At 64.2% G+C, this 26,771-nt stretch carries 23 protein-coding genes and 1 pseudogene; 8 read left to right on the top strand and 16 right to left on the bottom strand.

Going from position 1 to position 26,771, the window contains the following annotated elements:
• The first annotated feature begins 1 nt into the window (after window position 1).
• The 4 genes from BPHY_RS19175 to ltaE all read left to right on the top strand — a co-directional run bounded on the left by BPHY_RS19175 (window position 2) and on the right by ltaE (window position 6,735).
• Window positions 2-1,810 carry a CPBP family intramembrane glutamic endopeptidase gene (locus tag BPHY_RS19175; RefSeq protein ID WP_012403100.1) on the top strand — a complete coding sequence of 603 codons (1,809 nt, stop codon included), beginning with the start codon at window positions 2-4 and terminating at the stop codon, window positions 1,808-1,810.
• 235 nt (window positions 1,811-2,045) lie between these two features.
• The gene (locus tag BPHY_RS19170; RefSeq protein WP_012403099.1) at window positions 2,046-2,849 is read left to right on the top strand and encodes a substrate-binding periplasmic protein; all 804 of its coding nucleotides are present in this window, start codon (window positions 2,046-2,048) and stop codon (window positions 2,847-2,849) included.
• A complete protein-coding gene (locus BPHY_RS19165) occupies window positions 2,846-5,593 on the top strand; it encodes a bifunctional diguanylate cyclase/phosphodiesterase (protein WP_012403098.1) in 2,748 nt (915 codons plus the stop codon). Before BPHY_RS19170 ends, BPHY_RS19165 begins: the two co-directional genes overlap by 4 nt.
• 137 nt (window positions 5,594-5,730) lie before the next feature.
• Complete coding sequence (ltaE, locus tag BPHY_RS19160) at window positions 5,731-6,735, top strand: low-specificity L-threonine aldolase (protein ID WP_012403097.1); 1,005 nt, start codon at window positions 5,731-5,733, stop codon at window positions 6,733-6,735.
• A gap of 25 nt (window positions 6,736-6,760) precedes the next feature.
• On the opposite strand, the gene BPHY_RS19155 is transcribed toward ltaE, so the two are convergent.
• Together BPHY_RS19155 and BPHY_RS19150 are read right to left on the bottom strand one after the other, a co-directional pair.
• On the bottom strand, window positions 6,761-8,140 hold the full coding sequence (locus BPHY_RS19155) for an MFS transporter (protein ID WP_041764390.1): 1,380 nt from the start codon (window positions 8,138-8,140) through the stop codon (window positions 6,761-6,763).
• 294 nt (window positions 8,141-8,434) lie between these two features.
• The gene (locus BPHY_RS19150) at window positions 8,435-8,662 is read right to left on the bottom strand and encodes a hypothetical protein (protein ID WP_012403095.1); all 228 of its coding nucleotides are present in this window, start codon (window positions 8,660-8,662) and stop codon (window positions 8,435-8,437) included.
• A gap of 366 nt (window positions 8,663-9,028) precedes the next feature.
• On the opposite strand from BPHY_RS19150, the gene BPHY_RS19145 reads away from it, so the two are divergent.
• A complete protein-coding gene (locus BPHY_RS19145; RefSeq protein WP_012403094.1) occupies window positions 9,029-11,482 on the top strand; it encodes a glycogen/starch/alpha-glucan phosphorylase in 2,454 nt (817 codons plus the stop codon).
• 98 nt (window positions 11,483-11,580) lie between these two features.
• Here BPHY_RS19145 and BPHY_RS19140 read toward each other — a convergent pair whose 3' ends face one another.
• The 4 genes from BPHY_RS19140 to BPHY_RS19125 all read right to left on the bottom strand — a co-directional run bounded on the left by BPHY_RS19140 (window position 11,581) and on the right by BPHY_RS19125 (window position 14,487).
• The gene (locus BPHY_RS19140) at window positions 11,581-12,636 is read right to left on the bottom strand and encodes a hypothetical protein (protein WP_012403093.1); all 1,056 of its coding nucleotides are present in this window, start codon (window positions 12,634-12,636) and stop codon (window positions 11,581-11,583) included.
• 169 nt (window positions 12,637-12,805) lie between these two features.
• A complete protein-coding gene (locus tag BPHY_RS19135) occupies window positions 12,806-13,147 on the bottom strand; it encodes a hypothetical protein (protein ID WP_012403092.1) in 342 nt (113 codons plus the stop codon).
• A 128-nt stretch (window positions 13,148-13,275) separates the two neighbouring features.
• Entirely contained in the window at window positions 13,276-13,665 is a 390-nt protein-coding gene (locus BPHY_RS19130; protein WP_012403091.1) for a DUF6232 family protein, read from the bottom strand.
• Between the two features lie 75 nt (window positions 13,666-13,740).
• Window positions 13,741-14,487, bottom strand: a complete 747-nt coding sequence (locus BPHY_RS19125) for a carbonic anhydrase (protein ID WP_012403090.1) — start codon at window positions 14,485-14,487, stop codon at window positions 13,741-13,743.
• A 202-nt stretch (window positions 14,488-14,689) separates the two neighbouring features.
• Here BPHY_RS19125 and BPHY_RS19120 point away from each other — a divergent pair, with 202 nt between their 5' ends.
• The 3 genes and pseudogenes from BPHY_RS19120 (at window position 14,690) to BPHY_RS19110 (ending at window position 16,718) form a co-directional block, all read left to right on the top strand.
• Entirely contained in the window at window positions 14,690-15,322 is a 633-nt protein-coding gene (locus BPHY_RS19120; RefSeq protein WP_012403089.1) for a helix-turn-helix transcriptional regulator, read from the top strand.
• A pseudogene (locus tag BPHY_RS39640) lies at window positions 15,312-15,500 on the top strand (ornithine cyclodeaminase family protein); the annotation flags it as partial. The gene BPHY_RS19120 and the pseudogene BPHY_RS39640, both read left to right, overlap by 11 nt.
• A 246-nt stretch (window positions 15,501-15,746) precedes the next feature.
• Complete coding sequence (locus BPHY_RS19110; RefSeq protein WP_012403087.1) at window positions 15,747-16,718, top strand: threo-3-hydroxy-L-aspartate ammonia-lyase; 972 nt, start codon at window positions 15,747-15,749, stop codon at window positions 16,716-16,718.
• A gap of 94 nt (window positions 16,719-16,812) precedes the next feature.
• Here BPHY_RS19110 and BPHY_RS19105 read toward each other — a convergent pair whose 3' ends face one another.
• The 10 genes from BPHY_RS19105 to phnG form a co-directional block, all read right to left on the bottom strand.
• Window positions 16,813-17,979 carry a porin gene (locus BPHY_RS19105; RefSeq protein WP_012403086.1) on the bottom strand — a complete coding sequence of 389 codons (1,167 nt, stop codon included), beginning with the start codon at window positions 17,977-17,979 and terminating at the stop codon, window positions 16,813-16,815.
• A gap of 320 nt (window positions 17,980-18,299) precedes the next feature.
• Window positions 18,300-19,415: a succinylglutamate desuccinylase/aspartoacylase family protein gene (locus BPHY_RS19100; protein WP_012403085.1), complete on the bottom strand. Its 1,116-nt coding sequence runs from the start codon at window positions 19,413-19,415 to the stop codon at window positions 18,300-18,302.
• A gap of 297 nt (window positions 19,416-19,712) precedes the next feature.
• Window positions 19,713-20,495 (bottom strand): ABC transporter substrate-binding protein, encoded by a 783-nt coding sequence (locus BPHY_RS19095; RefSeq protein ID WP_012403084.1) that lies wholly within the window; start codon window positions 20,493-20,495, stop codon window positions 19,713-19,715.
• 357 nt (window positions 20,496-20,852) lie between these two features.
• A complete protein-coding gene (locus BPHY_RS19090; RefSeq protein ID WP_012403083.1) occupies window positions 20,853-21,986 on the bottom strand; it encodes an alpha-D-ribose 1-methylphosphonate 5-triphosphate diphosphatase in 1,134 nt (377 codons plus the stop codon).
• A 24-nt stretch (window positions 21,987-22,010) separates the two neighbouring features.
• Complete coding sequence (phnL, locus tag BPHY_RS19085; RefSeq protein ID WP_012403082.1) at window positions 22,011-22,766, bottom strand: phosphonate C-P lyase system protein PhnL; 756 nt, start codon at window positions 22,764-22,766, stop codon at window positions 22,011-22,013.
• A gap of 13 nt (window positions 22,767-22,779) precedes the next feature.
• Window positions 22,780-23,550 carry a phosphonate C-P lyase system protein PhnK gene (gene phnK, locus BPHY_RS19080; RefSeq protein WP_012403081.1) on the bottom strand — a complete coding sequence of 257 codons (771 nt, stop codon included), beginning with the start codon at window positions 23,548-23,550 and terminating at the stop codon, window positions 22,780-22,782.
• A complete protein-coding gene (locus BPHY_RS19075) occupies window positions 23,547-24,455 on the bottom strand; it encodes an alpha-D-ribose 1-methylphosphonate 5-phosphate C-P-lyase PhnJ (protein WP_012403080.1) in 909 nt (302 codons plus the stop codon). Before BPHY_RS19075 ends, phnK begins: the two co-directional genes overlap by 4 nt.
• Window positions 24,452-25,567 (bottom strand): carbon-phosphorus lyase complex subunit PhnI, encoded by a 1,116-nt coding sequence (locus BPHY_RS19070; RefSeq protein ID WP_012403079.1) that lies wholly within the window; start codon window positions 25,565-25,567, stop codon window positions 24,452-24,454. The genes BPHY_RS19075 and BPHY_RS19070 overlap by 4 nt, the downstream gene beginning before the upstream one ends.
• Window positions 25,567-26,214, bottom strand: coding sequence for a phosphonate C-P lyase system protein PhnH (gene phnH, locus BPHY_RS19065; protein ID WP_012403078.1), 648 nt, complete (start codon window positions 26,212-26,214; stop codon window positions 25,567-25,569). Before phnH ends, BPHY_RS19070 begins: the two co-directional genes overlap by 1 nt.
• Window positions 26,214-26,717, bottom strand: a complete 504-nt coding sequence (gene phnG, locus BPHY_RS19060; RefSeq protein WP_012403077.1) for a phosphonate C-P lyase system protein PhnG — start codon at window positions 26,715-26,717, stop codon at window positions 26,214-26,216. Before phnG ends, phnH begins: the two co-directional genes overlap by 1 nt.
• Window positions 26,718-26,771 lie beyond the last annotated feature (54 nt).

The following is a 26,771-nucleotide window of genomic DNA, read 5'->3' as shown; positions in this document are numbered from 1 at the left end:
CATGAAGCCGCTCGGAAAATATCTGCTGGCATGGGTTGCCGTGCTGATCTGCCAGCTCTGTCACGCCGGCGGCACATTGCCGACGCCTGATCTGCTCCACTCGGCGGATCGTGCATCCGCGTTGGTTTCGAGGCAGCAGCAGGCCGCCTATGAAAAGGTGCTGGACGCGTACGACGCCGCGCAACAGCAGCGGCCCGACGACGCAGCGCTCGCCATCGCGCGTTGCACATTCATCCAGCACTATGCGTGGTCCGAAGATCTCGCATGGACCGACGTCGCGACAAAAGATCTGGATGCGTGCCGGACTCGCCTCGACAAGCAGTTTCCGTCGAACGCCGATGCGATGCTGTTCAATCTCGAACGGCGCTTCGGCAAGGACGCTGTCAGTAGCGGCGAGCCGCTCGTCGCGCGTTCCGCTGGCTGGACAGCGGCGCAGAAAGCGCGCCTCCACGCGGCGCTCTCGCGTGCGTATGCGATGCAGAAAGACGACCGGCGGGCGGGCGATGAAGCCGTGACCGCTGCGCGTCTCGATCCCGCCAGCCCGCAATTGCTCGACGCCGTCCGCTATCTCGGCAGGCAGGGCAAGGTGCAGGAAGGCGCCGCGCTGCTGGCGGCGTCGCCCGTTTCGAAGATCGGGTGGCAGGAGTCGCGCCGCATCGACACGGCCGTCGACGCGCTGACCTCGGCAGCCGCGCTCGACGAATTGCGCCGGGCCGACGAGGTGAGCGTGAAGATCGGCACCTACACGCGCGCGCGGGCGCTACAGCACGCGGGAAACTCAACGGCCGCGCAGTCCGTTCTGTCGGCTGACAGAGCGCCCATCAAGAACGAAACGCCGCCGCTGCGGCAATTGCGTCTCGACGTCGCCTTCGACACGCACGACGCCAGTGCCGCCGCCGCCGTCATCGCCGACGAAAATTCACGCACGCACAACGCGACACGCCTCACGTCTGCCTACGCGCATCTGCTGTTCTTGAGCCCGGCCGTCGCCTTCACGCGCGCGTTGCTTCCGCTCGCGTTCAGTTGCCTGATGACGGTCGCAATCATCGCGTGCCTGCCGGGCCTGCTGATGTTTCCCGTCCACTATCGCGGCGTGGTCCGTTTGCGCAAGGGCAAGCCATCCGAGCCGCTCTTCGCGGGCATCGGGCTCAGGCACGCGTGGTATGCGCTGAGTCTGTTCTCGGTCGTGCTCTGGCTGGTGATGTCGTTTCATTCGGGGACGGCGCTCATCGCACAGGTGAAGGACAAGGTCGGGCGTGCCGGCTCGCAGAGCGATCTCGTGATCGCTTATGTGTGGACATTGCTGTTCGCCGCGGCCGGTCTCGCCTGGATCATGCGGCGCATCGCGTGGCGCGGCCTGTGGGGAAGCGGCAGATGGCGGCCGCAATGGATGCTGCCCGCGGCCGGCGTTCTGAGCATCAACATGCTGCGCTGGGCGACGGCGTCGCATGCGCCGCACGTCGCGGACACGAGCGTCGTGTCCTTTGCGCAATCCATCGTGATCGGAGCGAAGGCGATGGGTTCGTTGCCGCTCGCCGTCGTCATTCTGTGCGTGGCCGTGCCCATCATCGAAGAACTCGTGTTTCGCGGCGGCCTGCTGGGCGGCTTGTCGCGGCATCTCGGCTTCCGCTGGTCGAATCTGATTCAGGCGGTCGTATTCGCTTCGATGCATCAGGACGGCCGTGCGTTCGCCTATCTGTTCCTTCTGGCGCTCGTGGCCGGCTGGCTCGCGAAGAAAACGAAAGGGCTCGCGATGCCGATGCTGCTGCATGCCGTCAACAATGCGATTTTCGTGGCGACGGTGGCGTGAAGTTGTGTAAGCGTTCAGCGGCACTCGGTTCGCCTGCTGTCGGCGAATGAAACAGGCGGCGAGCCGGGGTGGCGGTTCCATTTGCCATTCGCGCAAACACCAGGGTCAAGCCGGCCGTCTTTTTTGCCGTTAACCCGGATGGTCTGTTTTCGCGTAGGCTCCCCAGGCATCTCGCGAGCGATTGCCTGTACGGAACGACCACCGCACTCACCACCCAACGACGGGGAGCACCACCGTGATTCACCGCGGACTTATCGGCCTGCTTGCCGGACTCGCACTGGCGGCCGCCAGCACTTGCGCCTTCGCGGGCGGCCCCGACTGCACGCGTCCGTTCACGCTTGCATTGCACGATCACGGGCTGCTCTATTCGCAGGACACCAACGCGGGCATCGACAAGGACTTTGCCGACGAACTGGCCCGCCGCAGCGGCTGCGAAATCCGCGTGAGCCTGATGTCGCGGGCGCGCATCTGGAAGGTGATCGAATCGGGCGCGCTCGATTTCAGCCTGTCCGGCATCACCAACGAAGAGCGCGACCGGTATGCGTCGTTCGCGTGGTACTTCAGCGACAGGTTCTATCTGCTCGTGCGCAAGGACGCCGGTATCCGGCAACTGTCCGATTTTGAACACAACGACAACTTCCAGCTTGGCGTCATCAGGAGCTTCCGGTATGGTCAGTCGGCCAACGAACTAGTGGATACGCTTGCCGCGGCCAATCGCGTCAGTCAGGCGGGCGGACTGGACCCGCTCTATCAGGCGCTGATGCGCGGCAGCATTCAGGGGATGATCATCGAGCCGTTCGACTACCCGGCGCTGGATGAGAAGCGCATTCGCGACATCACCACCATCGTCGAATTCAACGATCCCGCTACGCCGCACGGTCTCATCATGTCGAAGAAGGCGTTGTCGCCCGAAGAGCGGGACAAATGGCGCGCGCTCGTCGAAGAGATGCGCGCGGACGGCACGGTGCGCCGCATTTTCAGGAAGTATTTCAAACCTGAGCTCGCGGATTCGATGGTCGACTTCACGCTCCCACGATGAGCCGCGCGCGCCTCGTCCTGCTACCGCTGGTGATTCTGCTGACCGGGTTGACGATCACCTGGTCAGTGTGGGATCACGAGCGTCAGGCCGTGCGGCGCGAACTGCTCTCCGAATTCAATTTCGCACTGGGCGATGCCGTTAGCCGCGTCGAACAGCGGATGGCGACCTATGAGCAGATGCTGCGCGGCGTGCAGGGCATGTTCGCCGCTCGCGGCTCGCTCGATCTCGACGCGTTTCATGGCTACATCGGCGCCGTCAATGCCGACTCGAGCGTCGCGGGCATGCAGGCGCTCGGTGTCGTGCAATGGGTGAGCGCGCAACGGCACGACGCGCATCTGGCCGAGATGAACCGCCGCATCGGCAGGCGCTATGCGATCAGGCCGCCCGGCGTACGCGACGGCTACGCGCCCGTGGTCGCGCGCGAGCCGGTGTACGCCGATCCCAATGCCGTGCTCGGCTACGACACATGGTCGAGTCCCGTGCGCCGGCAGGCGCTGGAGAAGTCGCGCGACTCCGGTCTCGCCGTCGTGTCGGGCAAAGTGCAGCTGGCGTCGGATTCGGACGCACAGCCCGTGGCAGGCTTCGTGATGTATCTGCCTGTCTATGAACGCGGCGCGCCGCAAGACACCGTCGACGAGCGCCGCGCGCATCTGCTCGGCTGGGTCTACGCGGCTTTTCGCATGCGCGACGTGCTGGCGAGTCTCTATGGCGATCAGCCTGCCGGGCTTTACCTGTCGATTTACGACGGCACGCAGCCGTCGGCGGAATCGTTGTTGTACCGCTCGTCGGAGCCGAAGCTGCGCGACGTGGTTTCAGCGAACGAATACCTCGTGGTCGGCGGACACGACTGGACGCTGTCGATGACGGCGCAGCCCGACTTCAAGGCACGCTTCGGCCACAATGCGAAGCTGCTGATTGCCTGCACGGGCGCGGGCCTGAGCCTGCTGCTCGCGCTGCTTGCCTGGAGCCTCGCGAGCGGCCGCAGCCGCGCGATGCGTCTCGCGTCGAAGATGACAGCCGAAGTACGCGAGAGCGAGGCCGAATTGCGCATTGCCGCCGTCGCGTTCGATTCGCTCGAGGGCATGATGGTCACCGACGCCGACGGCACGATCCTGCGCGTCAATTCGGCGTTCACCAAATGCACGGGCTATACGGCCGACGACGTGATCGGCAGGAACCCGCGCCTGCTCAGCTCGGGCCGTCACGATGCCGCGTTCTTCCGCGACATGTGGGAGACGATCCACCGTGTGGGCGGATGGCAGGGCGAAATCTGGGATCGCCGCAAGAACGGCGAGATCTATCCGAAGTGGCTGACCATTACCGCGGTGAAGGCCGTCGACGGCAATGTCACGCATTACGTCGGCACGCACTACGACATCACGGAGCGCAAGCTCGCGGAAGAGCAGATCAAGGAACTGGCGTTTTTCGACGCGCTCACGCATCTGCCGAACCGCACACTGTTGCGCGACCGGCTGAAGCAGGTGATCGCGCTTAGCGCGCAGAACCATACGCACGGCGCGCTGCTGTTCGTCGACCTCGACAACTTCAAGACGCTCAACGACACGCTCGGCCACGACAAGGGCGACCTGTTGCTGGGCCAGGTCGCGGTGCGGCTGCTGGGGAGCGTGCGTGAGGGCGATACGGTGGCGCGGATGGGCGGCGACGAATTCGTGATTGTGCTGAGCGATCTGAGCCGCAATCGCGACGAAGCCGCCAGCGAGACGGAGGGCGCCGCTGAAAAGGTGCTGACCGCGCTCTCCAGACCCTACTACCTCGCGGGCACGGAGTTCCGGACAACCGCGAGCATCGGCGCGACGCTGTTCACTGGGCATGAAACGTCGATCGACGAACTGCTGAAGCAGTCGGATCTCGCGATGTACAAGTCAAAGGAAAGCGGCCGCAACGCAATCTGTTTCTTCGACCCGGCGATGCAGACGGTCGTGATGGAGCGCGCCGCGCTCGAAGCAGCGTTGCGCCGCGCAATCGACGAAGACCAGCTGCTGGTGCACTACCAGGCGCAGGTGCTCAATGGCAACCGCGTGACGGGCGCGGAGGCGCTGGTGCGCTGGCAGCATCCGCAGCATGGACTCGTGCCGCCCGCCGAGTTCATCCCGCTCGCCGAAGAGACGGGGCTGATCCTCGCGCTCGGCGACCGGGTGCTCGACACGGCGTGCCGGCAGCTCGCGCAATGGTCGTTGCGCCCGGACCGTGCGCATCTGTCGATTGCCGTCAACGTGAGCGCGCAACAGCTTCGCGAGAACAGCTTCGTGACCAGCGTGCTCGAGGCGCTGGCGCGCACGGGCGCCGATCCGAGCCGTCTGAAGCTCGAACTGACGGAGAGCGTGCTGGTCGACAACGTCGAGGACATCATTCGCAAGATGACGCTGCTGCGCACCAAGGGCGTGGTCTTTTCGCTCGACGACTTCGGCGTCGGCTACTCGTCGCTGTCGTATCTGAAGCGCTTGCCGCTTGGGCAATTGAAGATCGACAGGTCGTTCGTGCGCGATGTGCTCGACGATCCGAACGACGCCGTGATCGCGCGCGCGATCGTCGCGCTCGCGCAAAGTCTTGGGCTTGGCGTGATTGCCGAGGGCGTCGAGACGCAGGCGCAACGGCAGTTCCTCGCCGACGCCGGGTGCCACGCATACCAAGGCTATCTGTTCTGCCGGCCGCTGCCGATCGAAGACTTCGAGGCGTTCGCCGATACATTCGATTCGCGGGAGTCGGCGCTCGAAACGCCCTGAGCGCAGGCGCCGTTCAAACCTGGCCATCCGTCTACCTGCTCGTCCCGGACGGAGTTGATACACTCTGCGGATTCAACGCGCGCTTCACTCGTCGTGCCGTGTATGTGGGGCGCCCTGTCATTCTCGAGGAAAAGCACATGATCGATCTGCGCAGCGATACCGTGACCCGTCCCAGCAAGAACATGCTCGCCGCGATGACAGCGGCCGAAACGGGCGACGATGTCTGGGGCGACGACCCGACAGTCCTGCGCCTGCAAGCCACGGTCGCCGAGCGGGCGGGCAAGGAAGCGGGGCTGTTCTTCCCGAGCGGCACGCAGAGCAATCTCGCGGCGCTGATGGCGCATTGCGCGCGCGGCGACGAGTACATCGTCGGTCAGGCCGCGCACACCTACAAATACGAAGGCGGCGGCGCGGCCGTGTTGGGCAGCATCCAGCCACAGCCGCTCGAAAACGCTCTCGACGGCTCTCTTCCCCTCGACAAGATCGTCGCGGCCATCAAGCCCATCGACAATCACTTTGCGCGCACGCGTCTGCTCGCGCTGGAAAACACGATCGGCGGCAAGGTGCTGCTCGCGGGCTATGTCGCCGAGGCGACGCAGCTTGCGCGCGAACGCGGGCTGGCGACACACCTCGACGGCGCGCGCGTCTGCAATGCGGCCGTCGCATCGAAGCAGCCGGTCGAGGCGCTGTGCGCACCGTTCGACTCCGTCTCCATCTGCTTTTCGAAAGGGCTGGGTGCGCCCGTGGGGTCGGTGCTGGTCGGCAGCAAGGCGCTGATCGACGTCGCGCACCGCTGGCGCAAGGTGCTGGGCGGCGGCATGCGCCAGGCTGGGGTGCTGGCGGCGGCGTGCCTGTATGCGCTGGACAACAACGTCGAACGGCTTGCTGAAGACCACGACAACGCCGCACATCTCGCCGCGGGCCTCGCGCAGATCGATCAGGTGAACGTGCAGTCGCAGGCCACCAACATGGTGTTCGCGCAGTTTCCGCAAGCGCATTGCGCGCCGCTCGAAGCGTGGCTCAAGGAGCGCGGCATCCTCACGCAGATGTTGTACGCGTCGCGCTTCGTCACGCATATGGACGTATCGCGTGCGGATATCGATACGTTCGTGTCGGCCGTGAAGGAGTATTTCGCGCGGTGACGCGGGATTGCCCGCCGTCCGCTGTCTATTGCTCTTTGGCGGCGACCGTCGCGGTCACCGCTGTCTGCGCACGATGCGACGGCGCAAAGAGCCGCAATGCGCTGGCAATGCTCGCCGCGCCCGCGAACATCGCGCCTGCTGCCAGAGAAAGCGTCGGACCGTGAGGTCCGGCAATGCCGAAGCTCAGCGCGACGAGCGCCGCGCCCGTCGTTTGCCCTATCAGCCGCGACGTCGCAATGATGCCGCTCGCGCCGCCGCTGCGATTGGGCGGTGCGCTCGCCATCAGCGCTCTCAGGTTCGGCGACTGGAAAAAGCCGAAGCCCGCGCCGCAGATCGCCATCCGGATCGTGATGTCGATCACGGGCGGATGCGCAGGCAGCATCGCGAGCGAAGCCATCCCGCCGCATAGAATCGCCAGGCCAATCGCGCCGAGCAGGCCCGGCGGATAGCGGTCCGACAGACGGCCGGCGAACGGCGCAGCAAGCGCAACGATCACGGGCCAGGGCGTCATCAGAAAGCCGGTCTCGACCTGGCTGCGATGCAGCACATCTTCGAAATAGAAAGGCAGCGACACGAAAGCGAGCCCTTGCGCGGCGAACGAGCACACGGCCGTCACCGCCGACAGCGCGAACACGGGCAGCTTGAACAGGTCGACGGGCAGCATCGGCGCAGGGTGGCCCGCTTCGCGGCGCATCAGCAGCGCGCCGAACACGATCGCGATAGCCGCTGCGCCGAGAACGATCGTCGATGGCGCACGCTGTGCCGCTTCGCCGAGCGCGAATATCAGCGCGGCGAACGTGATCACATTCAACAGCGCGGCGACCCGATCGAAGTGATGCGTGCCGCGCGGCGTGCGCGGCAGTCCCGGCAACGCGAACGACAGCGCGAGCACGCCGAGCGGCACGTTGACGGCGAAAAGCCACGGCCAGTCGGCCACCGACAGAATCAGCGACGCGACCGTCGGCCCCACCGCGAACGATACGCCCACCACCAGCGCGTTCAAGCCGACTCCGCGCCCCAGTTGATGCGGCGGATATAGATGCTTGATGAGCGCGGTATTGACGCTCATGATGGCGGCCGCGCCGAGCCCCTGCACGACGCGCGCGCCCGCTAGCACGGGCAGGGTCGGCGACAGAGCGCACGCGAGCGACGCCACCGTAAACACGCCGATCCCCCCGATATAGATGCGCCGGTGCCCGACTATATCGCCGAGCGCGGCGAGCGGCAGCAGCGTCGCGACCATCGCCAGCTGATACGCATTGATGATCCACACGGATGCCGCCGGCTTCGCATGCAGGTCAGCGGCCATCGCGGGCAGCGCCGTATTGGCGATGGCGGTATCGAGCGAGGCGAGTGCGACGGAGAGCATGATCGCCGCCATCGCGAAACGGTGACCGGCGGACATAGGCACGTCGGCGACGCGTGCCGAATGGGGTGTGTTCTCGGACAAGGACGGGCTCTGCAACGAACGGGACGGGGTCTGCATCGACATGCGCGGGATCGCGGGATGATCCGCGCATCCGCTGCGAATGAAGCGATTGTTACAGAGTGGCGCGAATCGTGCTCAGCATCGCGCAAAAACGGCGCGCGTGAAAGGTCCTTGCAAGCGGATGAGACCGATTGGTATCGATGCAACTAACCGTCTGCCCGGAGCCCGGTCGGACAACTCGGACCAGCGCGGCGGTAAGACTGAGCCGGATCAGCTACACGACGCGAGCAGAATCGACAGCTTGCGGATATGCGCTCTGAATGCATCCGTCATTTCGCGGTCATGGCCGGCGCTCAGATGGGGCGCTTCGGCCAGTTCGACCTGACTTTGGAACTCGTCGGACACCTTGCGCCGCTCGCCGGCAGGAAGCGCGCGTACGAGAGAGACGATCAGCAATTCCTGCGCATGGATGATACCGAGCACGGATTGTGCGTTCATGTGGACCTCCATTGGGGCACAGCGACGCCAACGGCACGGCGGCGGGACGCCGCACGGCGCCACTGTCTCCGGACCGCCTTGTTACTCATCCATACTAGTGCAAGGAAGCGGGCCGCCTGCACCGGCATCGTGCCCGCTGCGACAGCATCGCGTCGCGCGGGCGGAACGCGGACACGCGAACGCGGAACTGCACGGCCGCGCGCCGTGTCTGCATGGTGAGCAGGCTTTCGACAACGCAACGGACGCAGACGCGGGACGACGCAAAATGTCCTACTCTGCTTATTTATCCACCAGACCGGCCCGCGCCGCACGCACCCGATACGCAAGCCATGCAGCGCGCGCCGCGTCGTTTTACGGGAGGTTTCGATGACAGCGGTGGATCTGGAATTCGACCAGCTCAACAGTACTGTCGAAGCGCTGCGGCGCTCGATTTCCAACCGCATGATGTACGGCGTCGGCAAGGACGCCGTGACGGCGCGTCCACACGACTGGCTGCATGCCGCGGCGCTCGCCGTGCGCGACCGGCTCGTCGCGCGCTGGATGACGACCACGCGCCAGCAATACGAGCAGGATGTGAAGCGCGTGTATTACCTGTCGATGGAATTCCTCATTGGGCGTACCTTCACGAATGCGCTGCTCGCGCTCGGCATCTACGACCAGATGAAGGAGGCGCTCGCGGGCCTCGGCGTCGACATGGAAGCGCTGACCGATCTGGAGCCGGATGCCGCGCTCGGCAACGGCGGCCTCGGGCGTCTCGCCGCATGTTTTCTCGATTCGATGGCGACGCTCGGCATTCCGGGCTTCGGCTACGGCATCCGATACGAATACGGGATGTTCAAGCAGCAGATCGTCGACGGCGAGCAGATCGAAACGCCCGATTACTGGCTGCGCGCAGGCAACCCCTGGGAATTTCCACGTCCTGAAGTGCAGTACATCGTGCATTTCGGCGGACGCACGGTGCAGCGGGACGGTCATGTCGAGTGGATCGAAACGCAGCACGTGAACGCGATGGCCTACGACACCGTGATTCCCGGCTTCGCGACGAGCGCGACGAACACGCTGCGTCTATGGTCCGCGCGCGCGACGGAAGAACTGGATCTGTCGGCGTTCAATCAGGGCGATTACCGCCGCGCCGTCGATGCCAAGAACATGTCCGAGAACGTATCGCGCCTGCTGTATCCCGACGACTCCACGCCGGCCGGCCGGGAATTGCGCCTGCGTCAGGAGTACTTCTTCGTGTCGGCGACGATGCAGGATCTGATCCGCCGTTATCAACGCACGCACAGCACGTTCGGACGTTTTGCCGAAAAGGTCGCGGTGCATCTGAACGACACGCACCCGGTGCTCGCAATTCCCGAACTGATGCGCCTGCTCGTCGACGTGCATCATGTGCCTTGGGCGAAAGCATGGAAAGACGTGCAGCAGATGTTCTCGTACACGAACCACACGTTGATGCCCGAAGCGCTCGAAACGTGGGATGTGGAGACGCTCGCCCGCCTGCTGCCGCGTCACCTCGAAATCATCTTCGAGATCAATGCCAAGTTTCTCAAGCACGTCAGCGAGCATTCGGGGCATGACGTCGACATGATCCGGCGCATCTCGCTCGTCGACGAATACGGGCAACGGCGCGTGCGCATGGCGCATCTGGCGATTGTCGCGAGCCAGAAAGTGAACGGCGTGTCGAAGCTGCATTCGCAACTCATGACGCGCGACATCTTCGCGGACTTCGCGAAGATCTGGCCCGAGCGCTTCACGAACGTCACCAACGGCGTGACGCCGCGCCGCTGGCTCGCGCAATCGAGCCCGTCGATGTCGAAGCTGATCGACGAGCAGATCGGCACACACTGGCGGCGCGATCTGTTCGAACTCGGCAAGCTGCGCGATCTGCGCGACGATCCGTCGTTCATGCACGCGTTCCATGAAGCGAAGCGCCAGAACAAGCTGCGTCTGATCCAGCGTCTTCAGCATCACACGAAGATGACATTCGACCCGGATGCGATGTTCGATCTGCAGGTCAAGCGCATTCACGAATACAAGCGGCAACTGCTCAATGCGCTCCATGTGATCGTGCGCTACAACCGCATACGCGCGCATCCCGAGCGCGACTGGGTGCCGCGCGTCGTGATGTTCGCGGGCAAGGCGGCCTCCGCTTACCGGATGGCGAAGACGATCATCAAGCTGATCGGCGACATCGGCAAGACCGTGAACGACGACCCGGTGATCGGCGATCGTCTGAAGGTGGTGTTCGTGCCGAACTACGGCGTGAGCGTCGCCGAGCTGATCATTCCCGCCGCGGACCTGTCCGAGCAGATTTCGATGGCGGGCACGGAAGCGTCCGGTACGGGCAACATGAAGCTCGCGTTGAACGGCGCGCTGACGATTGGCACGATGGACGGTGCGAACATCGAGATCTGCGATGCCGTCGGGCGCGAGAACATTTTCATCTTCGGGCACACGGCGGATCAGGTCGACGAATTGCGGGCGACAGGATATAGGCCGCGCGAAATCTACGAGCGCAACCCCGAACTGAAGTTGGCCCTCGACCAGATCCGCACCGGCTTCTTCTCACCCGACGATCCACTGCGTTTCTCGGACATCTTTCATACGCTCGTCGACTGGGGCGATCACTACATGGTACTCGCCGATTTCGCAGCGTTCGCGAAGGCGCAAGACGAAGTCGACAAGCGTTATCTCGACCGGCATAGCTGGACGCGCAGCGCAATCGAGAACGTCGCGGGCATGGGGCAGTTTTCGTCGGACCGCACGATCGCGGAGTATGCGCGCGATATCTGGAATGTGAAGCCACTCGAACTCGCGTGACGCTTGCACCCAGACGTTGAAAGCGAAAAAGCCGCCGCGCGATGCGTTGCATCGGGCGGCGGCTTTCTGTCTGGGGCCGATGATGCCGACTAGCGGCTTCAGCTACCCATTCTCTCGACGTCGCGCGACGCGCGCAGCCCAAGCTGGCCATGCGCGAAGTCAAACAACAGATCGATGTTCTGCAGCGACATCAACCCGACCACGATGCGGTTCGCACCCTTCGCAGTCTTCACGATGGTCGTCTGCGCATCGTTGAAGCGGTGCGCCCAGTCGCCGACGCCCAGCACCACGTCGTAGTTGCCTTGAGCGAGCGTCATGTGCTCGTCCACGTCGCTGGCCCAGTCGGGCGCCTTGTCAGTTTCGACGCGAATCATGTCGGTGCCGCCCGTTGAAAACACGACGGGCGCGCAAAAGCGCATCTTGCTGCCCACCTGCACGCAGCCCACCGGCCATCGCGCGGAGCCGTCCTGGCCCGTCGCGAGCGCAACGAGCGTGAAGTTTTTCGTCAGCGCGTTCGACGGACTCAGCACGAGAAACGGACGGTCGAGTTGTGCGCGCACCAGATAACGCTGGCCGATGTTCGCGGGCAGCGCGCGCAGCGGCTGCGTGCAGCAGGGGTCGCGCGGGTCGTCGGCCCCCACGCCGAGAATGCCGGAGAAGGCCCAGCCGAATTCGCCCGTGTAGCCGTCCTGCGCGACGCAGTGCTTGTTGATCTTCAGACAGGAGACTTCGTCGACGGCCTGCACGTCGATGTTCATCGGTTTCGTGCCACCGATGCTGAACGGCACCGTGACGGCCGCGCCGGACACTTGTGCATCGGTTGCAAATGCAAGCGTGGAGCGGGCGCCCGCTGCCGGATAGTTCGAACGCGGCAATACCGACGACAGTACACGCGTGCCATGCGTGCCCGTATCGAGCATCAGATAGACGGCCTTGCCGTCCATCTGTACGGGCAAACCGATCGACGAGCGGCCGTGCGCATCGCTGCGTTCCGTTCGCAGCGGCACGAGCAGGCCGTCGCGCCCCTGGTTGATGAGGCTCGCTTGCGTTTCGGGCGGGACTGGCGTGCTGATCGGCGTCGAACAGGCCGTGAGCGCGAGCGCGATCAGCGCGCCCGCAAAGCCGGCCATGCGCCGGATGAAATGGACAGACATCGCACACACCTTGCAGAAGTGCGTGACCCCGATGCGCGCCGCGCAGCCGTTCGGGCTCGACGGCGTGCGCCGGCATGGCGCGAGGGTACGCGAGATGAGAGGACCGCCGACTCTACGCGTGCGGCCGCTGCTACCTGCAAAAATGTGTGAACGCGGGGGTGCGTTTCGCTTAGTGCTGCTGTTCGATGGAAAGCGCGGTCGAATGGAGGCACATCGTGCGCACACGGCCGATGGTCGCACAGCGCAGCGCGCCCGCGAGCGCGCCGACGACGTCGCCGACGCTCTTCGCCATCACGTCGACGCGAAACGTGATGCAGTCGTTGCGTTTGTCGACGGCCATCACGAACAGGCGTGCGCCGGCGCCCAGTGCCGCGAGCAATGTGCTGCGGCCCGAGGCCGACGAGATGCCGGGCACGGTCACGTCGATGGTGACGAGTGCGGGTTGCGCCCGGGTGTCGATGGAAGCAGTGCGGCGTGGAGCGGTGCGCGAAGAAGCGATCACGGTATGCATCGTCGATGCGCCGCCACGTAGTGGATGGCGCGGCTGTTGAGACGCGTCCACTGTAGCGGGCGGCGTCTCAAGCGGGTGCAAAAGGAAAGGCGGGCGCCGTTAATTTGGTGTAAAGGCGCGTGCCGCGCTCAGTTTTTTGGCGCGGCAGCCGCGCCGAGTGCATCGCGAACCGTTTGTGCAACGCGCTCGACGAAACACAGATCGACGCTCGACAACGCTTCGCGTTCGCTGCCGCCCGTCTGCACGATAAGACGGTGCGTGACGTCCTGCGTGATCCACGTGAGCCAGCCGACGACGATCAGCATCACGCCCGCCACGATGCCCAGCGACGACGAGAGCACCCCGCCCATGATCGCGGCCGCTGCGCCGATGACGGAAATCGAGCACGGCACGAGCCGGTTCTTCTGCACAGTGACGACGCGTACCTGCTGGATGTCGCGCAGCGGGAAGATCTGGCCGGCCGCCGACAGCGCATTGCGAGTGACCGACACGCCGCGTTCGTTGAAAGGGGTATCCATCTTGACGGGTTCAGGCTGAGAGAAAGCGCGCAGCGTAACAGAAAATGCAATGGCACTGCCAGACGGCCCGCAACCTCAGCCCAGAAATTCGAGCGCTCCGGTGTGCAGGTCGTACATCGCGCCGACGATGCTGATCGCGCCTTGCTTTTCCATCTCCGCGAGCACGGGGCTGTCGCGGCGAATGTTCGCGATGGTCAGCTCGACGTTCTTGCGCGCGACGGCGTTCACGAATGCATAGTTCGCCGCGGAGCGTTCTCCGTTGTATTCCGTGGCTTGCACGGCCGGTTTGATCTTGTCGAGCAGCCCCGTGAGGTTGCCCAGTTCGGCGTTGGCAATGGCGCCCTTGATCGCGCCGCATGACGTATGGCCCATCACGACGACGACCTTCGCGCCCGACAGTTTGCACGCAAATTCCATGCTGCCGAGCATGTCGCCGTTCTCGACGTTGCCTGCGACGCGGCAGTTGAAGATGTCGCCGATACCGAGATCCATGATCACTTCGGCGGGTGCGCGTGAATCGATGCAACTGAGCAGCACGGCTGCGGGATATTGCCCCGAAGCGCTGGCGCGCTGCTCGCGCAGATAATTGCGCGGCTTGCGCTCGCCCCTCTGAAAGCGCGCGTTGCCCTGTTTCATGTCGTCGATGATCTGTTGCGGCGTCATGCTGTCGCGCTGTGCTTTGGTCAGCGCATCCGCGTGAGCGGCGGCGGGCACCAGCGCAACAGGGGCGAGCGACGCGAGCGCCGCAGTGCCCGCCCACCGGAGAAAGCGCCGCCGGCAGGAGGCGTTGTATTGCCGCGGGTATTCATAGCAGGTGCACATGAGCGGGCTCACTCGTTTGCCATCACGCGTAACCGTCGGCGGCCTGGCCGGTGTGGGCGCGATGCATGCGTCATGCATGAGACGAATATAGGCGATGCGGGCTTGCGTTCAAGCGAAAATGAATCGGACGCCGCTGGCTTCTGCCCCGCGCTTGCCGACGATTGTCTGTACAATATTAGTAAATTTAGATAAAACGTCTACCATGAAAAAAATCGCTTTGGAGCGGGAGCAGGCGTCGCTGATCGAGCAGGTCAAGCAGATCGCGGACGGTCTCGGGCAGACGTTCGGGCCGTTTTGCGAGGTCGTCGTGCACGACCTGCGCGACCCGCATCATGCGATTCTCGCGATCCACAACAACCTGTCCGGGCGCGCTGTCGGCGATCCTGCAACGGAACTCGGACTCGCGCGGATCGCAGACGACGACTATCCGCAGTTGCTGGCCAACTATCCGAACCAGTTCGGCGACGGGCGCCGGGCCAAGAGTACCTCGATCGGCGTCAGGGACTCGACCGGCCGCTACATCGCCGCGTTGTGCATGAACGTCGATCTGAATCTGTTTCGCGGTATCCAGAACATGCTTGAGCAGTTCTGCGCGGCGTCGGGCGTTGGCGTCAAAGAGTCGCTCGATCCGGCAAATGCGCAAGCGCTGCGTGAGCGTATCGACCAGTACGCGATCTCGCTTGCCACCACGCCCCACGCGTTGAAGACAGAGCAGCGGCGTGCGTTGATGCAGGAGTTGAAGCAGGCGGGCTTTCTGGAAGTGCGCAAGTCGATGGAAATCATTGCCACGCATCTGGGCGTCTCACGTGCGACGGTCTATAACGATGCCAAATGACGCGACGTTGCTGCTGCTCAACAGGGACGACGTCGAGCAACTATTGACGGTCGACGATGTGCTCGCGGCTATGCAGCGCGCGTTCGTGCTCCATAGCGAAGCGAAAGGACGCGTGTTTCCCGTGGTGCGCGAGCCACTTGCGACGGGCGGCCTGTTCGGCATCAAGTCGGGCGATGTCGTCGCGCTGCTGCCGACGCGAAAGGGCGCCCCGTCCGAATGCGGCTTTTCTCAATGCGGCGCGCGCTGCGATGGGTCCGCCGCCGTGGCGCAAAGTTCAATTTACAAAATGTATTGACATAGACAATGTGTCTAATCAGAATGCGAGGAATCTGGCGGCACGGCTACGCGCCGCTTTTCACGCCTTGCATGTTGTCGTGCTGGCGCCACGGGCCACGCGCGCGCCGCTCAACTCTCGGTATCTCCCATGACCACGCTCCCCTTGCCTTCCTATGACGACGTTGTTGCCGCTTCACGGCGCCTCGAAGGCGTTGCGCACCGTACGCCCGTTCTGACGTCACGAACCGTCAACGAAGCGTTCGGCGCCGATGTGTTCTTCAAATGCGAAAACTTGCAGCGCATGGGCGCGTTCAAGTTTCGCGGCGCGTTCAACGCGCTGTCGAAATTCGACGAGCAGCAGCGACGTCACGGCGTCGTCGCGTTTTCGTCGGGTAATCATGCGCAGGCTGTCGCGCTGTCCGCGCGTCTGCTCGGCATGCCCGCGACGATCGTGATGCCGCATGACGCGCCGCAAATCAAGGTGGAGGCAACGAAGGGTTACGGCGGCAACGTTGTCCTCTATGACCGGTACACAGAGGACCGCGAGCAGATCGGCCGCGATCTCGCGCAGAAGCATGGCATGACGCTGATTCCGCCCTACGACCATCCTGATGTGATGGCCGGGCAGGGGACGGCGGCGAAAGAACTGTTCGAGGAAGTTGGGCGGCTGGATGCGTTCTTCGTGCCGCTTGGCGGCGGTGGGCTGCTGTCCGGTTCGGCGCTGTCGACGCGCGCGTTGTCGCCCGACTGCGCGCTCTACGGTGTCGAGCCTGAAGCGGGCAATGATGGACAGCAATCGCTTCGCGCGGGAAAGATCGTTCACATCGACACGCCGCAGACAATCGCAGACGGCGCGCAAACGCAGCATCTCGGCGAGCACACGTTTCCGATCATCCAGCGCGATGTCGCCGACCTGCTTACGGCAAGCGACGCGGAACTGATCGACTGCATGCGCTTCTTCACCGCGCGCATGAAGCTCGTGGTGGAACCGACGGGTTGCCTGGGGTTCGCCGCCGCGCGTCGGATGAAGGACCAGTTGAAGGGCAAGCGTATCGGCGTGCTGATCAGCGGCGGCAACGTCGACGTGCAAAAGTTCGCCGAGCTGGTTACGTCGGCTTGATTGACAAGCGGCGCGAGCCCCGCGCGTGAGGGCGTTTTTCAGTCCTTCTGCATGCAGGCGAAGCGCCCGGAAGCGCTTCGCCTTGCGGAACAGCTTAGAACTTGTGGCGCATGCCGACGCGGAACGCCAGCTGGTTCTGCGAACCCGAACCCGACGTGCTGAAGTACGAGGTCGATGAACCGATCTGAGCCTGGATCGGCGCGCCCGCAGCCGTCTTGCCCGACGCGTCCTGGAAGATGCCCAGTGCGTAGACATCCGTACGCTTCGACAGTGCGTAGTCGACGCTCGCGTCGACCTGGTTGAAGTGGCCCGTCGTCGCGCCCGTCAGACGCGAGTACGTGTAGCCGAGGCCGGCCGTGAACGCCGGCGTGATCGCGTACTTGGCGCCGCCTTCGAAGTTGTTGTACGTCGTCGAAGCGCCCGTGGTCGGTTCGAAGTGCGTGTTCGTCCACAGTGCCCACATCGTTGCCGGGCCAACCACGTAACGGCCGCCCACGCCGAACGAGCGCAGGTCGCGCACGACCGCCGTGCCTGCCGACGTCGCGACGTTCGAGATCGCCACGGAGAACGGCTGGCTGCCAGCCGACGGGAAACGAATGTCCGTATACGCGGCACCGATGCCGAGCGGGCCCATCGCGTAGTTGGCGCCGAAGCTGTATGCGCGATACGCACCCGACGTACCCGGCGCGCCGGCGAACTGGCCAGCCAGGTTCGAGAAACCGTACATGCCGCCGAACGTGAAGCCTGCAAAGTTCGCGCTACTGAACTTCACCGAATTGTTAATGCGGCTCGACGTCAGTTGATCGACGTCATTGATGTGGTAGGCGTAGTTGCCGGCAACCGTGTTGCCGCCCGTGGAGTACGCGCCGCCGAGATAGTCGGTCGAGAACGAGTACTGACGGCCGAACGTTAGCGAGCCAATGCCGTCCTTCGAAACGCCGACGAATGCCTGGCGACCGAACAGCGTCGAATTCTGGCCCGATGCGCCCGTGCCGCTGTTGAAGCCGCTTTCGAGCACGAACAGTGCCTTCAGGCCGCCGCCGAGATCTTCCGTGCCGCGCAGGCCCCAACGGCTGCCTTGAGCGACGCCGTCGTCATACTTGAAGATCTTGTCCGTGCCGCCTGCTGCGTTCTTCGAGTGGTTTGCGTAGCTGATACCAGCGTCGATGATGCCGTACAGCGTGACGCTGCTTTGTGCGTGTGCGGTGCCTGCGGCTGCTGCAGAAGCGAGTAGAGCGGTGGTAAGTACTTTCTTGTTCAAAGCTTTCTCCGGATTGAAAAATGGCGATCGCGAGCCAGGCTCTGGCGGCTGGTCGCGCGACGGGCGCAAATGTAACGAGGAGAAAGGTAAGGAATATGACAGGAAAAATTTTTAGTGAATATGTAGTACAAATACGACAGCCTTTGCTTTGCGTACTAACGGGTAGCGCGCAAATCTGTGCATATGCGTCATGAACGGTCTTGTTTAATATCGAGCACGAAACAGACGGTGCTGCGTTCGGGGCAGCGAAAAAAAAATCGCCCGCACGCGGCGGGCGATTTCCTTCATTCGGTGTCAGGCCGTGAGAGCCGCGTGTGACGTCAGGCCGAAAGCAACTGACCCGTGCGGAACGCCTTCGCGCCCGCGACGCGCACGATCTCCATTCCCGCCTGCGCGAAGCGGGACAGGTGACGCGCGTAGATCACGCCCGCAACCGTCGACTGCAAGGTGACGACGCGCTCCGTGAGCGGATCGACGATATCGGCGATCGGTTCGCCCGCGTCGACCCACTTACCCACTTCGTGGCGATACACGACGACGCCGCTCACGGGCGTCACGATCGGCTCGGTGCCCGCGAGCGGCGTCGCGGCGAATTCGAGCGGGGGCATCGGTGCAGCCTCGCCCGCGATCACGCCGCGATGCGTCAGGTATTCGACGATGCCCTGCGCGTCGTGCTCGGCGAACTCATACGACACATCGCGCTGACTGCGCAATTCGACCGTCACCGAGATAGAGCCGTTCGGAATCGGGAAGCGGTCGCCGACGCGCGTACGCAGTTCCGACCAGCAGAAGCTGTGAATCTCGTCGAACGGATTGCCGACGGAATCGACTGCGAGCAGTGATGCCTTCGAATCCAGATAACGCGCGAGCGGCTCGACGTCGGGCCAAAGGTCCGGGTTCGTGTAGAGATGCAGTGCCGCTTCCCAGTCGCAATGCAGGTCGAGGACGATGTCCGCGTCGTACGAAAGCAGTTGCAGCGCGAGACGCTGCGATTCGATTTCAGTGCGCGGTTTTTGCGCATCGAGCGCTTCACGCATCGCCTGGCGGATGATCGTGAGGTTGTGGTGCGCGTCCGACGTGAGACGCTCTTCGATCACGGGCTCGATCAGCTCGAACAGGTTATAGAAGTTGCGGTTGAAGTTTTGCGCGGTGCCCGTTTCGAAGCGGCCAGCGAGCAGGCCGAGCACATGCTGGTTCAGGCCGATGGGATTCGCGACGGGCACGATCACGACTTCGCCGCGCAGCTTGCCGGCTGCCTCGAGCGCTTCCAGCTTGCGGCGCAACGCCCACGACACCAGCATGCCGGGCAGTTCGTCGGCGTGAAGCGACGACTGGATATAGACCTTTTGTCCGCCGCTCGGACCGTAGTGGAAGCTCGTCAGGCTTCGGGCGGTGCCGAGGGTCGGGGAAATCAGCGGATGATTGTGGGTTTGCATGGTCGATGTGGCGCTGCGGACGACGCGCGAAGCGCCCGGTAGTGGCAAAGATACGACTTCGGATTGACTGCTGAAAATGGTGGCGCGCGCAACGAACATGAGTTGCCCGCAAATGGGTCGTGAACGATTCGCCGATGCCCGCGCCGGGAATCCTTCGATCTTAGCCCATTTGGGCGGCGCCGGCGACGCTGCGCCGCCGCACGCGCTCATGCACGCGTGTCATGCACGATAGCCGGAAAAACAAAACGGGCTCCGCAGGGAGCCCGTTCATGTACCGCGCGTTGCGTTGTGCGGAGATTAGCCGCCGTACACGTCGAAGTCGAAGTACTTCTTCTCGATCTTCTTGTATGTGCCGTCCTTGATGATGTCGGCGATTGCCTTGTCGATCTTCGCCTTCAGGTCGGTGTCTTCCTTGCGCATGCCGATGCCCGCGCCTTCGCCGAGAATCTTCTTGTCTTCGAGATCCTTGCCGACGAACTGGTAGCCCGCGCCGCGCGGCGTCTTCAGGAAGCCGATGTCAGCCTGCACAGCATCTTGCAGTGCTGCGTCCAGACGGCCCGAGATCAGGTCGGCATAGACCTGGTCCTGGTTCTGGTACGGCACGACCTTCGCGCCCTTTGGCTCCCAGTAGGTCTTTGCGTACGTTTCCTGGATCGTGCCTTGCTCGACGCCGACCGACTTGCCCGACAGCGATTCCGCCGTCGGCAGGATGTTCGAGCCCTTCTTGGCAACGAGGCGCGTCGGCGTGTTGAACAGCTTCGACGAGAAGGCGATCTGTTCAGCGCGTTGCGGCGTCATCGACATCGACGACAGCACGCCGTCGAACTTCTTCGCCTTGAGTGCCGGGATCATGCCGTCGAAGTCGTTCTCGACCCACACGCACTTCGCCTTCAGGCGTGCACAGATTTCGTTGCCGATGTCGATATCGAAGCCGGTCAGCTTGCCGTCGGAGCCTTTCGATTCAAACGGCGGATAGCTGGCGTCGACGCCGAAACGAATGGTGGTCCAGTCTTTGGCGTGTGCGCCGATCGATACGGTAGCGAGCAGGGCAACCGTCAAAGCTGCAAGCAGTTTTTTCACTGATGTACTCCCGGGAGTGGTTCAAGGTGTCCCGCATGCGGTTGTGCCGCTGCGCGACGTCGCCCGGCCGTTATGCCGGGCTTGGTCTATTGGCCGCTGGCTGGCCAGCGGCGCGCGCCAAGCTTAACAAATCAAAATATTTGCGGTGCTAGTGAAACACCGGATGGCAGAGGAGTATTGCCTCTAAAGGATGCTTTTGTGATATGGCGCAGCACATCGCGTTGAAAGCTTATCGACAGTGAGACGCTGGCGGCGGCGGGCAGGATCGCCGCAGCGTTTGCCGCCGCCTTTATGCGGCATTGCGGCAAACGCTTTCGGCTCAAAGACTTAGATCACATGGACGGGCAGCGCGCGGCATTAAACGACGCGCTCGCCCCCGCGATAGGTCGCACGCGGCACGGGCAATGCATCCAGCATCGTCACGCGGATCAGGTCGGCGCGCAGTCCTGCTTCGACCGCGCCGCGGTCGTGCAGGCCCGCGGTGCGCGCCGGTTCCGCCGACACGGTCGCCATCGCGCGCGGCAGCGTCCAGTCCGCCTTGTCGACGAGTTCGAAGGCGGCCGTCAGGAGGCTCGACGGCACATAGTCGGACGAGAGAATGTCGAGCAGATTCGCCTTCGCCAGTTCCAGCGCCGATACGTTGCCCGAGTGCGAGCCGCCGCGCACGATGTTCGGCGCGCCCATGATCGTCGCGATGCCGTGACGGCGCGCGGCTTCGGCGGCGACGCGCGTGGTAGGGAACTCGGCCAGCACGATACCTTCTTCGGCTGCCTGCTGCACGTGTTCGACCAGGGTGTCGTCGTGGCTCGCGACGGGCACGCCCAGCGCCTTGCAGCGTCCGACGATCGCGCGGCGATGCGCGTCCGCGAAACGCTGCTGTTCGTCTTCGAGTGCGACGAGCGTGGCCGCCATGTGCTCGTCCGTCATCTTGCCGTGACGCTCCTGGAAGCGGCGCCATTGCTCGCGGTCGTGCCACTGGCGCTGGCCGGGCGTGTGATCCATCACCGACGCGAGACGCAACATCGGATGATCCTTGAGCAGATCGAACAGTTCGACCACGTCGGAGGTCGCGATCTCGCAGCGCAAGTGCAGGAAGTGCTCGGCGCGCAGCAGCTTGCGTTCGGAAAACCGCCGGAGCGCAGCGGCGCAGCGCGTCTGTGTATCGCGGCCGCGCAAGCCGACGTTCGAGCGCGAGCCGATCGCGAGCGCATCGAATACGGTCGTGATGCCGGCGGCGGCCACCTGGGCGTCGTGAATCACGAAGGCGGCGTCCGTATTCCATTCGACGCCCGGACGCGGCAACAGATGTTTCTCGAGGTTGTCCGTGTGCAATTCGATCAGACCCGGCAGCAGATAGTCGCCTTCCCAGTCCTGCGCGTTGACCGCCGACGTCGTGCCGCGTGCCACTTCGCGAATCACGCCGTCCTCGATCTGCACGACGCCGTTGAAAACCTCGTCCCGCGTGACGACGCGGGCGTTCTTGATCAGCATGTCGATGCTCCAGCTCGGACGATATCAGTGTAGTGCGGCAGCGTGACGTTGCGGCGGCTGCAACTCGAGCCTGCGCGTAGCGACCTTTGCGCGCGTGTCTTCGTCATGGAAGATGCCGACGATGGCCGCGCCGCATTCGCGCGCCTCGACGATCAACCCGGCGACAATGTCTCGATTCTCCGCATCGAGCGAAGCGGTCGGTTCGTCGAGCAGCAGCAGCGGATGTTCCGCGATCAGGCCACGCGCGATGTTCACGCGTTGCTGCTCGCCGCCGGAGAACGTAGCGGGCGCGAGGTGCCACAAGCGTTCGGGCACATTCAGCCGCGCGAGCAGCGCGGCGGCGCGTGCGCGTGCTTGCGCTCCTTCGACGCCGCGCGAGACGAGCGGTTCGGCCACGAGATCGAGCGTGCTCACACGCGGAATCACGCGCAGGAACTGGCTCACGTAACCGACCACGGCGCGCCGCAGATGCAGCACGTCGCGCGGCTTCGCGCCCGTGATGGGCAGGTACTTCGCCGCTTGCGCGTCATCGCGGATCGCGATCGCGCCCGTGCTTGCCAGATAGTTGCCGTAGAGGCAGCGCAGCAACGTGCTCTTGCCCGCGCCCGACGGGCCGACCAGCACGACGCATTCGCCGCGTTCGACATCGAGCGACACGTCGGCGAGCGCCTCGATCTGCACGCCGCCCTGGCCATGCAGCGTAAAGGTCTTGCCGATGCCGACCGCGCGCAACATCAGCGCGTCGTTGTCGATGAACGATGTTTCGATTGACGGTGTCATCACGTGGTGGACCTCAAACGGGCAAAACGGAAGAGACGAGCGTTTGCGTGTATGGGTGTTGCGGATCGTCGAGCACCTGATCCGTGAGACCCGCTTCGACCACTTCGCCGCCTTGCATCACCATCAACCGGTGCGGGAGCAGACGCGCTACGCCGATGTCGTGCGTGACGATCAGCACGGACAGATGCAGGGTGGACGTCAGCGTGCGCAGCAGATCGAGCAGGCGCGCCTGCACGGATACGTCGAGACCCGCCGTGGGTTCGTCCATGAACACGAGGCGCGGACCCGTGACGAGATTGCGCGCAATCTGCAGACGCTGCTGCATGCCGCCCGAAAACGCCGACGGCAATTCATCGATACGCGAAGCATCGAGTTCGACGCGCGACATCCATTGTGTCGCGGTTTCGCGGATCTTGCCGTAGTGCCGTGCGCCGACGGCCATCAACGGTTCACCTATATTCGCGCCCGCCGATACGCTGCTGCGCAGTCCGTCGCGTGGATTCTGCTGCACGAAACCCCATTCGGTGCGCATCAGCAGACGCTTGCGCGGCTCGGACAGCGCGAGCAGATCGAGTGTGTCGCCGCTTGCGCTCGCATAATGCAACGTGCCCGAATCGGCGGGCGTGCGCAGCGCGAGCGCATTGAGCAGTGTCGATTTGCCCGACCCCGATTCGCCGACGATGCACAGCACTTCGCCCGCATACAGATCGAAGCTGACATTGCGGCAACCGTTGCGGCCGCCATAACGTTTGGTGAGCGCGCGTGCGCTCAGAAGCGGCGTCATGCACCGTCTCCTTCGATGTTGTCGATACCGTGCGCCTGGCGTCGCTCGCGGCAAAAGTCGCTGTCGGAACAGACGAACATGCGCTTGCCGGCGTCGTCGACGATCATTTCGTCGAGAAAACTTTCGGTCGATCCGCATAACGCGCACGCATGATCCCAGCGCTGCACCTCGAACGGATGGTCGTCGAAATCGAGGCTTTTTACGGGCGTATAAGGCGGGATCGCGTGGATGCGCCGCTCGCGTCCCGCACCGAACAATTGCAGCGCCGGGTTCATGTGCATCTTCGGATTGTCGTACTTCGGAATCGGCGACGGCGACGCAAGATAGCGTCCGTTGACGATCACGGGGTAGTCATAGGTCGTCGCGATGCTGCCAAGATGCACGATGTCCTCGTAGAGCTTCACGCTGATCAGCCCGTAATCGGCGAGCGCATGGAGCTTCTTGCACTCTGCGACGCGCGGCTCCAGCCTATAGAGCGGCTCCGGCATCGGCACCTGATAGACGAGGATCTGCTTGTCGGTGAGCGGCGTTTCGGGGATTCGGTGACGCGTCTGCACGATGGTCGCTTCGCTCGTCCTGCGTGTCGTGTCGACACCCGTCGTGCGCGCGAAAAAGCGGCGAATGTTGACGGCGTTCGTCGTTTCGTCGGAGCCCTGATCGATCACCTTGAGCGTGTCGCCGCGGCCGATGATGGCTGCCGTCACCTGAATGCCGCCCGTGCCCCAGCCGAACGGCAACGGCATTTCGCGCGATGCGAACGGCACCTGGTAGCCGGGCACGGCCACGGCCTTCAACAACGCGCGACGGATCATGCGCTTGGTCTGTTCGTCGAGATACGCGAAGTTGTAGCCCTCAACCGCGCTGTCGTGCGCGGCGCCTTGCATCGTCGAGTCGGGCGCGTTCATGCGGACTGCTCCCCAGTGTCGTTGTCATTTGCCTGCGCCGCATGCCTTGCACGCAGACGGCGCACCAGTTCCAGTTCCGACTGGAAGTCGACGTAATGCGGCAGCTTTAGATGCTGCACGAAGCCCGACGCTTCGACGTTATCGCTGTGCGACAGCATGAATTCGGCGTCCTGCGTCGGCGAGCCGATCGTCTCCCCGAGTTCTTCGGCACGCAGCGCGCGGTCTACGAGCGCCATCGCCATCGCCTTGCGCTCCGAATGACCGAACGCGAGACCGTAGCCTTGCGTGAACGTCGGCGGCACGTGGGTGCTGCCCGCGAACTGGTTGATCATCTGGCATTCCGTCACGTCGATTTCGCCGATATCGACGGCCATGCCGAGTTCGTCGAGTTTCATTTCGACCGCGACGGTGCCGAAGCGGATCTCGCCCGCGAACGGATGCGAGTGCGCATAGCCGCGCTGCGTCGCGTAGCCCATCGCTAGCAGAAAGCCTTCGTCGCCACGCGCGAGGTTTTGCAGGCGCGTCGCGCGGCTGGCGGGAAGCGACAGCGGTTCGCGCGACAGATCGCCGGGTTCGGGTTCGCCTGGCGACACGCGTTCCTGTTCGATCAGGCCTTCCTTGTCGAGCAGAGAGACCACGCGCGGCATCGCTTCAGGCAAACTGTGGCCGATGGGGTTCATCTGCGGCGCGCTTGCGTCGCCGCCCCCGGCCAGCAGCGTGAAATCCAGCAGACGCTGCGTGTAGTCGTAGGTCGCGCCGAGCATCTGGCCGCCTGGCACGTCCTTGAAGGTAGCGGAGACGCGCCGCTCAATGTGCATGTCTTCCGTATCGACGGGCTGCGTGTAACCGAAGCGCGGCAGCGTCGTGCGATACGCGCGCAGCAGGAAGATCGCTTCGACGAGATCGCCGGCCGCCTGCTTGATCGCGAGCGCCGCCAGTTCTTCGTCGTAGACGGAGCCCTCCGTCATCACCCGCGCGACGGCGAGGCGCAACTGCGTGCGAATCTGCGCGACGCTCAGCTCGGCGAGCTGCGTGTCGCCGCGGCGCGCCTTGTCGAGCAGGCGCCACGATGCTTCGACCGCGCGCTCTCCACCTTTGACGGCAACATACATTAGTCGAGCTCCACGCGAGTCGTACGGGGCAGGCCGGACAGCGTGTCGCCGCAGACGAGATAACAGTCGATGCCGCAGGGAAAGAGCGGCGCGAGTTCCGCGCGTTCGCGCCAGAAGCGCACGGGCAGGCCGGCGGGCGCGATCGTACGCACGCGCTCGATGCCGGGGCCGCGCAGCACGACGGGCGAGCCCTGTGTCAGGGACTCGACGCGAACGATCAGCGTCACCGACTGCTCCGGCGTTTCCGGCTCGCCCAGTGCGAAGCAGGAGAGCGGCGGCAGCGTGCTCGCGTCGTGCACATAGGCGAACGCGGCGTCTTGCGGTTCGTCGACGAGCGGCGCGCCCGTGTGAAAGCGCAATGCGGAGCCGAGCACGGCATCGGGCTGCGCGAGCCAGACGGGCGTCGAGTAGTCGCACAGCGCGAGCAGCGCGGCGAACGCGGCGAGATCCGCGCGCGCGCGTGGCAAGCTGCTGCGCGCGTCGCCTTGCGAAGCGGGCAGCACGTTGCCGATCTTGCCGATCTTGCCAGGACGCGACAGCGCATCCAGCAGCGTACGGAACACGCTCTGCGTGTCGTGCACGGGATCGGCGAAACCCGGTGCCAGTGTCGACAGCGCGATCTGCGGAGATTGAGCGGGAGTGTTCATCAGTCGCCTCGGCCCATCGTGAAGAATTCGACGCGCGTCGATGCGGCGTCCTGTTGACGTTGCGCGCGTGCGGCCGCGAGTCGCGAAGCGAGCGGCGCGATCAGTTGCGCGTGCAGGCGCTTCGCATACTGCGGTGTTTGCAGCAGCGCGTCTGCGATAGCAGCGAGTTCGGCGCGGCGGCGGTCGCGGCCCAGGTGACATGCGACGCCGACGGTCGCGACGTCAGCCGTTGCGTCGCGCAGCCGCAGCGTCGCGCGCGTCACGGTTGCTTCACCGAGATTGAACGCGTCGCCCGTGCCGCCGATGCGTCCGCGCACCATCGCAAGCCCGGTTTCTGGCGGCCGCAGCCAGTCGAAGGCGGGCAGCGGCGAGCCTTCCATCGCGCGGTTCAGCGCGGTTTCCAGATCGGTGCGGGGCGTGCGTGCGAGCACGGCCATCCATGCGCGGCGTGCGGCGTTGCCGGAATCGGGGGAGTCTGAAGAGAGAGGGGCGGCGGCACTCATCGGGGTTCCTGGCAGTTTCCTGGAGAAGAGCTGGCGGCGAAGCGTCCGGACATT

It is taken from the genome of Paraburkholderia phymatum STM815, from assembly GCF_000020045.1.
Lineage (GTDB): Bacteria > Pseudomonadota > Gammaproteobacteria > Burkholderiales > Burkholderiaceae > Paraburkholderia > Paraburkholderia phymatum.
This window is presented reverse-complemented; position numbering and strand designations above follow the sequence as displayed.